General features: G+C 63.9%; 9 protein-coding genes. 1 reads left to right on the plus strand and 8 read right to left on the minus strand.

What is annotated here, in order from left to right:
• The 6 genes from QZ269_RS10415 to QZ269_RS10440 form a co-directional block, all read right to left on the minus strand.
• The coding region (locus QZ269_RS10415; protein WP_291426647.1) for a branched-chain amino acid ABC transporter substrate-binding protein at positions 1-486 on the minus strand (486 nt) is incomplete at its 3' end.
• 636 nt (positions 487-1,122) lie between these two features.
• Positions 1,123-1,461: a histidine triad nucleotide-binding protein gene (locus QZ269_RS10420; protein WP_291426648.1), complete on the minus strand. Its 339-nt coding sequence runs from the start codon at positions 1,459-1,461 to the stop codon at positions 1,123-1,125.
• Between the two features lie 140 nt (positions 1,462-1,601).
• The gene (gene nadE / locus QZ269_RS10425; RefSeq protein WP_291426649.1) at positions 1,602-2,480 is read right to left on the minus strand and encodes an ammonia-dependent NAD(+) synthetase; all 879 of its coding nucleotides are present in this window, start codon (positions 2,478-2,480) and stop codon (positions 1,602-1,604) included.
• A 47-nt stretch (positions 2,481-2,527) separates the two neighbouring features.
• The gene (locus QZ269_RS10430) at positions 2,528-3,205 is read right to left on the minus strand and encodes a hypothetical protein (protein WP_291426650.1); all 678 of its coding nucleotides are present in this window, start codon (positions 3,203-3,205) and stop codon (positions 2,528-2,530) included.
• Between the two features lie 346 nt (positions 3,206-3,551).
• Entirely contained in the window at positions 3,552-4,670 is a 1,119-nt protein-coding gene (locus QZ269_RS10435) for an enolase C-terminal domain-like protein (RefSeq protein WP_291426651.1), read from the minus strand.
• Positions 4,667-5,524 carry an ATPase gene (locus QZ269_RS10440; protein ID WP_291426652.1) on the minus strand — a complete coding sequence of 286 codons (858 nt, stop codon included), beginning with the start codon at positions 5,522-5,524 and terminating at the stop codon, positions 4,667-4,669. Before QZ269_RS10440 ends, QZ269_RS10435 begins: the two co-directional genes overlap by 4 nt.
• A gap of 230 nt (positions 5,525-5,754) precedes the next feature.
• Here QZ269_RS10440 and QZ269_RS10445 point away from each other — a divergent pair, with 230 nt between their 5' ends.
• Positions 5,755-7,668 carry a PRC-barrel domain-containing protein gene (locus QZ269_RS10445; protein ID WP_291426653.1) on the plus strand — a complete coding sequence of 638 codons (1,914 nt, stop codon included), beginning with the start codon at positions 5,755-5,757 and terminating at the stop codon, positions 7,666-7,668.
• 351 nt (positions 7,669-8,019) lie between these two features.
• Here QZ269_RS10445 and QZ269_RS10450 read toward each other — a convergent pair whose 3' ends face one another.
• Positions 8,020-9,249 (minus strand): ABC transporter permease, encoded by a 1,230-nt coding sequence (locus QZ269_RS10450; protein WP_291426655.1) that lies wholly within the window; start codon positions 9,247-9,249, stop codon positions 8,020-8,022.
• 28 nt (positions 9,250-9,277) lie between these two features.
• Positions 9,278-10,012: an ATP-binding cassette domain-containing protein gene (locus tag QZ269_RS10455; protein ID WP_291426654.1), complete on the minus strand. Its 735-nt coding sequence runs from the start codon at positions 10,010-10,012 to the stop codon at positions 9,278-9,280.
• Between the last annotated feature and the right edge of the window lie 222 nt (positions 10,013-10,234).

The raw sequence follows: 10,234 nt of genomic DNA on the forward strand, positions 1-10,234 counted from the left end.
GTTATCCACCACAAAGTCGGCGCCCGCAGGCCCCTGCGCGTCGTCACGGGCACAAACGCGGTTCATATTGGCCAGACCACGGTCAGTCACCTTGGGGTTGGTGTTCACGGGGCTGACCATTGCCACGTGGCTGGGGGCCAGGGCGGCGCTGGCCGGAATGGCGACACCGCTATTCAGGGTGCCCACGACCGCCAGAATGGTCTTGTCGGCGGCGACGCGGCGGGCGGCAGCGGTGCCGGTGGCCGGGTCGGCCTGGTCGTCATAGGCTACCAGCGACACGCTCATGCCCGCCTTGGCGAACTGGGCTTTCATATCGTTGATCGCCAGCTGGGTGCCGTTCTTAATCTGAAGGCCCTGGTTGCTGGAGCCGCCTGAGAGCGGGCTGATGGTGGCGATCTTGATGCTGCTCAGGGCACCGGCACTGCTGAGGGTTACGGCAGCCAACAGGCTGAGGCTTAAAGCATACACTTTATTTTTATTCTTCATAATTCCTCCGGGAAATATTCCAGGTGCAGGGCACCGTGTACGTTGAAGATGGCGTAATTCTAAGAGGGCCTTTAGGGGATGTCAATGCGCCGTTAATCTGGAATAAGGACCAGTCAACCGTTTCTACCAGAAAAATGACCGAGAATGTTGCGCTTTCTTGTAGAATGTCGCAATAAATTGGGCCCGAAGTTCAAAAAAATTGTTACAGCCTGCAAGTTGCCCCCACTGAGCTACTCGGAAGGGTAGGGCGGCTGGACAGGGCCGTTAGGCAAAGGGCAGAGAAACGTTAGAATGGGTAAACACAGCATACTCCCAAATCACCTGCCCATATGCACGGCAACCCGCGCCCGGCCCCGGCGAGGCTACCGAATGGGGCGGCAGTGTTGAGAAAAGACCATCACGGGGGCGGCGCTGGATGCACGGCGCAGCTTGAAAAAAGCCTGGTGTGCAGCCAGGATTTGTGGCGTTCGCAGAGTCGGGACTTAGAGCAGTTCGCAAAAAGATGGTGCTCTTTTGACCATCTTTTTGCCGAGTGCAACGAGTGAAAAAAAGAGCAGGACGTAGAACGAAGGGGGCGGCGGTGTTGTTCCGACGTGCCCATCATTCGGAGAACTGCTCTAACAGGCGAAACTCCGCTCAGATGTCCTGATCGGGGCCGCCCTCCCAGCCCGCCAGAATATGAATGTGGGTATGAAAGACCATCTGGCCGCCGCCTTTGCCGCAGTTGACGACCAGGCGGTAATCCTCAGCGTGCTGTCTGGCGACCTTGATGGCCGTCAGCCACAGTTCCCCCATTTCCTGTGGGTCGGTAATCTCGTCTACACGGGTGCTGACCTTCTTGGGAATGACCAGCAAGTGTAACGGGGCCTTAGGTGCGATGTCCTTGATGGCGATGTAGCGGTCATCCTCGTATACGACAGTGCTGGGAATCTCACGGGCGATGATGCGCTCGAACAGGGTCGGGGAATCGCTCATGGGTGTAGTTTATACGAACTGCCGTCCAATGCCGCCTATCCGGAACGGCGCCGGGTACGGGTCCATTTTGCGAAACCCGTATTCCCCTTCTTGCCTCCGCTCGGATTGCACCTGAAATAACCAGATTTAACCGGAACGCCTTAGGCCGTCTGCCACCAGCCGTCGAAAGGTGTGACCGGCTGCGCCCGCTTGTGACGCGTGTTCAGGAAAATGGTTTCCAGCCTATCGGCCACGGCCCTCGGCACCTCACGGCCTTCCAGATAAGCGTCAATTTCGGCGTAGGTCAGCCCGAGCGCCGCCTCGTCGCTTAGCCCTGGACGGCCATCTTCTAGGTCAGCCGTTGGCACCTTGAGCCAGGTGCTTTCCGGTGCGCCGAGATGTTTCAGCAGACTGGCTCCCTGATTCTTGGTTAGACCAGTCAAGGGGGTCAGGTCCACGCCGCCGTCGCCATATTTGGTGTAGAACCCCGTGACGGCTTCGGCGGCGTGGTCGGTGCCCACCACCAGTAGGCCCAGCTGCCCGGCGATGGCGTACTGCGTGACCATGCGTTCCCGCGCCTTGACGTTGCCGCGCACGAAGTCGCGCAACTCTTCACCCAGGGCGCCGCGCACAGCTTCCGAGGCGGCGTCGGTGGCGGCCCTAATGTTCACTGTAACGGTGCGGTCAGGCCGGATGAATTCTATCGCCCGTTGCGCGTCGGCTTCGTCGGCCTGTACGCCGTGGGGCAGTCGCACGGCCACAAAGGTCGCCCCGCTTCCGGCGGCCCGCACGCGCTCGGCGGCCAGTTGGCACAGCCGCCCGGCCAGCGCCGAGTCCTGCCCGCCGCTGATGCCCAGTACGTAGCCCTTGGCTGGGGTAGAACCCAGGTAGTCGGTCAGAAAACTCACGCGGCGCTCGATTTCCTCTGCGGGGTCGATGCCGGGCTTTACGTGCAGTTCACGGCGAATCTGTTCGCGCAGGGGGCCGGACTGGGCCTGGGCTGGGGCCTGAGTCTGGGCTGGGGGCTGTGACTCGGTCATGCGCGGAGTATGTCACGCCCGGCAGGAGGGTCAACACGGCAGCTCTTTCAGCTGAAGGGCCTTGCCCACACCTCGCCCAGCTCGCCTGCTTGGGCTGTGGCCTGCGCTTCGTCGGGGCGGCGCAGGGCCAGCAGGGCGATCAGGCAGGCCGGACTGCACGGGGCGCTGCGTTCCAGGGCTTTTTCGGCGCTGCGGGTGCCTTTGCTTAGGCCGCCCGCACGTAACTGGGCGTGGGCCAGCACCGCCAGCAGGTGGGGGTCGGCGCTGTGGCCCGTCAGCTCGGCCACTTTCAGGCCCTCGGCCAGCGAGCGCAGAGCGGCGAAGGGCGCGTGCAGTTGCTGTTCGCCGCGCAGGGTCGCTAGGGCGATGATGGCCCCGGCGTCACCTTCCTGGCGGGCCAGGTGCAGGACGGCGAGGCTGCCTTCCAACGTGAGCTGCCCGAGCTGCCACTGGGCGCGGGCACGCAGGGCCGCTGGGCGGGCCGTGGCGGGTTCGGCCTGCAAGGTGTTTAGCGCCTCGTGTGCGCGGCCCAGGCGCAGCTGAGCGGCGGCGCGGGTCAGCGGGTCACGGCTCCAGTCCAGCGCCAGCGTGGGCCGCCCGAGGGCCAGGGCCAGCCCTGCCGCCCGTTCCTGCTCCTGCGCGGTCAGTTCCGCAAACAACTGGCGTACCTGCAAAACATTCCCCTGCTCCAGCATATGAGCAAGGGAATTGAAGGGGAGGCTCATGGCGGCCAGTGTTTCATAACGCCGCTCTTACTGCTGCTTGGTGTGCCTGCGTTGGCAGTCACCTGTCTGAAGAAACCACCAATGGACACCCCATGGTGCTCAGAGTTTGCTCTGGGCGGAAGCGAGTAGGAAAACGACAGGTTCCGGGGCATGGGGGAATTGGACGCAAGCCGTATTTTTTCCTACTCCTCCCAGTTGGATATCATCTCTCGAGCTGGGGGATTCAATCGGAAGCGGTAGTCGTCAGCGCGGCGTTTAGGAAGGGAGCCTGCCCGCGTTCCGACCGTACCAGAATTGAGCGGAAGCCGTAGGACAAGTTCGGGCGCTGGCACTCTGGGCGGTGGCCTCAGCCGATGGCGTAATGCCGGAGCTTTTCGGGGTCTACCCGGTGCTCACGCAGGCTGCCAACGTCGAGCCAGCCGTCCTTGAATTCGATGGGCAGATTGAGCAGGTCGTCTCGCAGCTTCAGGACGAAACTCAGCTCGCACGGCTCGGTCACTTCGGGCTGGGTCGAGAGCAGGGCGGCGTGCAGGGTGCCCAGGCCGGTGCTGGCCTGACTGCCCACCATGCCGCGTTTGCCGTGGGCGGCGGCGCGGCGCAGCATCTGGAGGCCGTCGGTAAAGCCGTTGCGGGCCGTTTTGACGTTGAGCACGTCGAAAGTGTCGAAATCCAGTTCGCGCTCCAGGTCGGCGGGCGTAAAGCAGCTGTCGTCGGCCACGATGGGCAACACCCCTTGACTATGCAGCTCGGCGCGGGCCCGCAGGTCGCGGGCGGGCAGCGGTTCCTCGACGTACATCAGGCCCGCTTCGCGCATGGCGGCCAGAATGCCGGGGGCCAGCTCGGGCGAGAGGGTTTCGTTGCTGTCGGCGTACAGCAGCACGTCCGGCCCGAAGGTCTGGCGCAGTTCCCGAATGAGGGCCAGGTCGCGGGTGTGGTTGCGTCCCACCTTGACCTTCAGGCAGCGCACCCCCGCCGCCACCACGCGCTCGGCTTCGGCCAGCATCTCGGCGGGCGGCGCGATTCCCAGAATGAAACTGGGGCGCACGCGGGTGTTTGACCCCAGCAGCGTGTCGAACAGACTCTGGCCGCCTACTTTGGCGCGGGCGTCCCACAGGGCCATGTCGAGTGCTCCCCGCGCAGTGTGGTTGTTGGTCACGCTGTTGCGAATACGGTTTAACGCGTCCTCGTCGGTGATGTCCAGCCCGATCAGGCCGGGGGTGAGGTGCGATAGGATCGCCAGCACGCTACCCGTTGTTTCGCCGTAGATGGTGGGGCGCGGGGTAGCCTCGGCCTCGCCCACCGCGCCGCCTTCCAGGGTCACGCGCACCAGCACATGCTCGGCGGCGCTGAGGGCCGAATGTGCGCCCCAGGCCAGCGCCGAGGTCAGCGGCAGGCGGTAGGCGATTGCCTCGACTGATCGGATGGTTTGGTCTGGTCGGACGGTGTGGTCTGTTGCGGCGCTCACGCTTTAACCTCCCCGGCCCACTCCAGCACGGCGGCGGCCACCTGTTCGGGGTTCAGAGCCACCGTGTCCAGAATCAGTGCCCGCTCTGGTGGCAGGGTACGCAGGTAAGCTTCGGCGGCCTGCGGGTCGTAATTGCGGCGCTCGCTCACCACGATTTTAACCTTCGCGGCGATGTCCTGCGGCGTGTGACCTGCGGCGGTCAGCTGTGTCAGCTTGTTCAACTCTGCTTCGGAAAACACGTCTTGCACCCCTCTGATATCCAGCAGCGCCGTTCTTAGGCCAGTGTGCAGATCAGCCGAGTTTGAACCGGAAACCTGGTCGCCTGCACTATGGTCGCCTGCAATCTGGCCGACTGTAATCTGGTCAAAGGTGTCGCCCCGGCCCAGTAGCCGCCCGACCCGCACACTGTCGGGTGCACCCAGCGCAACAAAACGCCAACTGGGGTAGGTTTCGGCGGCGTACCGGACTTCGTCGAGGCCGCGCAGACCGTCGAACACCAGGGCGCTGCCCCAGTAGGCCGTGTCGACCACCAGCGAGCCGAGCGCCTGCGCCATGCCGCCGGGGTGCTGGGTGCGGTACTGCGCGGTCAGGCGAAAGCGTTCCTCGCGGTCGGTCACGGGTGTTCCGGCCAGCGGCAAGATCATGACGGCGTCGGTGATTTCGCGGCGGTCAGGCAGGACGCGGCCTGTGGTTCCGGCCAGCGCCGAGAGCGCAGTGCTTTTGCCCACGCCCGTAACGCCGACCAGCACGGTCAGGGGCAGGTCGGACAGGCGGCGTTCGTCGGTGCTCAGGTCGGCGCTCGGGGCCGCGCTACGGGAGTCGGCCCGCAGGTAGGGCAGGGGAGTGAGAGTCATCGGTTCAGAGGCTAGCGCCCCCGGCACCTGAAGACTTGGCAAAGGTTCAGTCAAGGCCCCCCGAAGTTCAATGACTCCCCGGCACTCTCTAGACTGCGGGGCGGAAGTAGCGGCACATGCACAGTCTGAACCCACTGCCCTGACCGAAAGACCAACCTGTTGGCCCGCCCGGCAGCTTGACCGTACACTGACGCCTCAAGGCAGCCTAAACAGCATAAGGACGTGAACGCATGATTAAAGGCAAAGAAATTATCGGACGTAACATTGTGGCCCTCAGTACGGGCGAAAAGGTAGAAACGGTGCATGACGTGGTGTTTGACCATCAGGCCAACCGGGTGCTGGCGCTGCTGGTCGAGGAAGGCGGCTGGTTTCGCTCGGCCAAGGCCATTCCGTTCGGGCGTATTCGCAGCATCGGGGAACACGCCGTGATGATTGGTAGCCCCGAGGACGTGACCACCAGCCGTGATGATGCCCGCCTGGCCGACGCGCTCGAAAGCAAAACCACCCTGATCGGCATGACCCTGCTGACCACCGATGGGCAGAACCTGGGCCGCATTGCCGACGTATACTTCGACGAGTACAGTGGCGCCGTGGTCGGGTATGAAGCGACTGGCGGCCTCTTTGCCGACATGAGCAGCGGACGCGCCTTTGTGCCTGCGCCCAGCGACGTGCAGATCGGGGCCGACGCCGCCATCGTGCCGCTGGCCGTGGCCGCCGCCATGAAGGAAAACCCCGGCGGCATCAGGGGCGCGATCAAGTCGGTGGGCGACGCCGTTTCCGGAACCGTTCAGAACGCCAGCGACAGCGTTAAGGGCGCGGTGGACACCGCCCGCGAAGCCGTTAACGACCGCCAGCAGGAGTACGTGGTCGGCAAGACCAGCAACACCGATCTGGTCGCCGAGGATGGCACCGTTATTATCAAAAAGGGCGAAACCATTACCCCGCTGCATGCCGAAGTCGCCGAGCGGCACGGCAAATTACCCGCGCTGTCGGCTGCGGCCACGGGCGGGGTGGTCACTGGCGCGGCGGCTCAGGCCAGCGAGGTGGTCAGGGGCGCTTACGAGGACGCAGCCAGCGCGGCCAAAGAGCGCCAGAAGGACTTTGTGATCGGCAAGACGGCGGGCGCAGACATCGTGCTGGACAACGGTATGCCGATTGTGCATAAGGGCGACGTGATTACCCAGGCCCAGGCCGACGCTGCCGAGAAAGCAGGCAAGCTGACCGCGCTCTCGGCGGCCGCAACGGGGGGCAGCCTTGCCGACGCGCTGGACAGCGCCAAAGCACGGGTGCAGGACAGCTACGACGATGTCAAGGACGCCGCCGCCGACCGCCAGAAGGCTTACGTGATCGGCAAGATCGCGGGCCATAACGTCGTGTCGGACAGCGGCGAGGTCATTGTGGCTAAAGGGATAACCATCAGTGCCCATCACGCGAACCGTGCCGAGCAGACTGGGCAATTGGCCGCCCTGACCGCTGCGGCCACGGCGGGAACAGTCGTTACGGCGGTGACTCCGGCGGCAGACGCGGCCCCCCACAGCCTTCCATTGACCGTACAAGACACCCTGGGGAACCGGGTCAAACACGATGTGCGTGCGCCCGGCGGCAGCCTGCTGGCCGTGCAGGGGCAAATCGTGACCACCGATCTGGTTGCCCGCGCCGAGAATCTGGGGATGCAGCAGGAACTGATAGACGCTACCGTGGGCCAGCCCTCCGATCATGCAGGCGATAAGGTCGCGGAAGTGACTGCTGGGGCCAGTGCAGCGGTGGCCAGCGTGGCTGAGAGCGCAACCAACCTGCTTAACAAGGCCAAGAGCTGGCTGCACGACAAGCGTGAGGAAACTGAAGCCGCCCTGAACAGCCGCGATCAGGCTGACCGCGAGCAGCGGGTGCGCGATGCGCTGGGCCGCCCCGTGACCCGCGTGATTCTTGCGCCCGACGACAGCATTATCCTGAACATTGGCGAAATCGTGACCAACAAGGCCATTAGTGCCGCCCAGCAGGGCAAGGTGTTGGATATTCTGCTCGACAGCGTAAGCAAGGAGCCTCCGGCCATCGATCCGCTGGCGACCCGCCCCGACGAAACAGGCAAAGCGGCGCTGGCCAGCCAGCATGTGGTCATGCCGGACGAAACCAAGCCCAGCTAAGCGGGATGAAACCTAAGTGGGCCGCTTCCTGTTAGAGGCGGCCACTTTTGTCAGGTTTGTTGTGATACGGACTGCCGTGTGTTTCGTTGACCACCCGCCAATACGCGAGGTGGCTAAATCCACGCGTAGAATCCGCTTTCCTTGTACTCGCCCTGCTGGGCGAAAGAGGGGATTCGGGGCGGCTCAACCCCCACTTTCGCAAGAGGTCTACTGATTAGAGCAGTTGTGCGAATGATGGGCACGTCGGAACAACACCGCCGCCCCCTTCATTCTACGTCCTGCTCTTTGTTTCTTACTCGTTGCACTCGGCAAAAAGATGGTCAACAGAGCACCATCTTTTTGCAAAATGCTCTAATTCCTAAAAATGACTTCCTCGCGCCCGAAGCTTTTCAGCGCTAACCAGCCGCACAGTAGTGCCCCGAGCAGGTTGCCCGCCACTGCGCTCAGCGTGTGGCCCACGGTAATCGAGCCTTTGACCGTATCCAGAATGCCGATCATGCTGCCGAACAGCGGGGTAAGGTACACAGCGTCGCTCAGCTTCAGGAAATCCGCGAATTGTAGCGCCACTGCCGGAAAAACGATGAGCAGGCTCAGCGGGGTCACGTAGGTCTGGGCCTCCTTGTAACTGCGGGCATAGATGCTCAGCGCGATCAGCAGGCCACTGATAAGCAGTGCGGCGCTTAGAACCATCAGGAGCAGGGCCAGAAAGGTCGTGGGCGTCAGGGTCAATTGCCCGCCGAGGGCCTGCGCCGCCGCGCCGCCTGCGCCGTGTGATAGCCCCGCCGAGGCCAGCCCCGCCAGCAAAAAGCCCAGCAGACTGAACCCGGCAGTGATGAGGGCCGTCAGGGTCGTGGCGAGAAGTTTTCCGGCCACCACCTCGCTGCGGCGCACGGGCGAGACCAGCAGGCTTTCCAGCGTGCCGCGTTCCTTCTCGCCCGCCGTGCCGTCGAGCGCCGTAGCCATCGCGCCAGACAAAATAAATTGCAGCATCAGCATGGGAATCAGGAAGGCGAGTTGCCCGCTCTTTTGCTCCTGCGGCAGACTGGCGTCGACTGGCGTCAGCCTGAGCGGGGTCAGGACGTTTTCGCCCAGCCCCAGCGATTTCAGGCGGCTCAGCGTCAGCGCGTGGTTGTAGGCGTCCACCGTGTCCTGAATCTTGCCGAACGCGCCCGCCTGCGTCTTGTAGTTGCCCAGCTTGGCATACACCCTGAGTTCGCCCTGACCGTTGCCCGCGCGGGTGGGTGGGGGAGAGGCGGCGACCACCACGGCGTCTACCTGCCCGCTCTGCACAGCTTTCATGGGGTCGCCGACCGGCACCAGTTCGACCCCGCTGCGGGCGCTCTGGCCTCTGGCCTGTGGCTCGTCGCGGGTGAGGGCCTGGGTCAGACTGGCCGGGAGTGCCCCGACCACGCCGACCTTTTGCCGGGCGCTGGCCTGCTGCCCAAGCAGCCCGCCCATCAGCAGCGGCATACCCATGGTCAGCAGCGGAATAATCAGCAGCGGCACCAAGATCGTGCTGGTCAGTGTGCGGCGGTCGCGTACCGTGGCAAGCAGGTCACGCCGGGCCACGCGCCACACCATGCGCGGGCGCAGCGTCTCGGAAGGCCGCTCAGCTTGCCCGCGCATCGGCTCCCCGGATCAGTTCAAAAAAGGCCCGTTCCAGCGTGCGCTGCCCGGTGCGCTCCAGAATGGCCGGGATGGTGTCCAGCGCAATTAACTGGCCACCGTGCAAAATCGCCACGCGGTCACAGACCTCCTCGGCCTCACTCATAACGTGGGTCGAGTACAGCGTCAGTCTGTTCGGGGCACGCGAACTGTTCACAAAATCCAGCAGCGTGCGCCGCGCGAAGATGTCCAGGCCGCTGGCCGCCTCATCCAGAACAAGCACCGCCGGACTGTGAATAACAGCGCGGGCGATGACCACCTTCTGCTTCATGCCGGTGCTGTAGTCACCCGTGCGCGTGTCCAGCGTGCGCCCGAGTTCTAGCAGTTGATCGAGTTCGGCGATGCGCTGCTCGGTTCTTTCCGGCGGCAGGTCATAGAAGCCCGCGAACGAGCGCAACACTTCGCGCCCGGTGAGGCGTGCGGGCAGCCCCATGCCGCCGTTGACCACGCCCAGCCGCCGCCGCACGGCTTCGGGTTCACGCTGCACGTCCAGGCCGCCGACCAGCGCCGTGCCCGAGGTTGGCCTGAGCAGGGTCGCCAGCGTTCGCAGCAGTGTGGTCTTGCCCGCACCGTTGGGGCCGAGCAGCCCGAAGATCTCGCCGCCCCGCGCCGAAAAGGAAACGCCGCGCAGGGCCGTGAAGTCGCCGTAGCGTTTGGTCAGGTTCTGAATGTCGAGCATGGGCCTCCTGGCGGGCCACTGATAGTGGGCCATTGGGTGTCGAGCCATTGGGAGCAGGCAACTTGGGGGCAGGCCACTGGGAATTGGGCCACCGTTCCTACCCTAGCGCTCCGCTAGAGCGGTTTGCATAAAAAGGGGCTGCTGGTCAGGGCAACCGCAAAGTCAGCTTAATGTGAATGGGTGAATGATTCCTCGTCTCAGAAGGTAGATATTCCTAGTCTT

The sequence above is a fragment of the Deinococcus sp. genome, assembly GCF_018260405.1.
In the GTDB taxonomy this organism is placed as follows: domain Bacteria; phylum Deinococcota; class Deinococci; order Deinococcales; family Deinococcaceae; genus Deinococcus.

Coding starts and splice junctions, on each gene's coding strand:
- QZ269_RS10455 (WP_291426654.1), bottom strand. CDS start 10,012: ATGCTCGACATTCAGAACCTGACCAAACGCTACGGCGACTTCACGGCC.
- QZ269_RS10430 (WP_291426650.1), bottom strand. CDS start 3,205: ATGAGCCTCCCCTTCAATTCCCTTGCTCATATGCTGGAGCAGGGGAAT.
- nadE (WP_291426649.1), bottom strand. CDS start 2,480: ATGACCGAGTCACAGCCCCCAGCCCAGACTCAGGCCCCAGCCCAGGCC.
- QZ269_RS10445 (WP_291426653.1), top strand. CDS start 5,755: ATGATTAAAGGCAAAGAAATTATCGGACGTAACATTGTGGCCCTCAGT.
- QZ269_RS10450 (WP_291426655.1), bottom strand. CDS start 9,249: ATGGTGTGGCGCGTGGCCCGGCGTGACCTGCTTGCCACGGTACGCGAC.
- QZ269_RS10420 (WP_291426648.1), bottom strand. CDS start 1,461: ATGAGCGATTCCCCGACCCTGTTCGAGCGCATCATCGCCCGTGAGATT.
- QZ269_RS10440 (WP_291426652.1), bottom strand. CDS start 5,524: ATGACTCTCACTCCCCTGCCCTACCTGCGGGCCGACTCCCGTAGCGCG.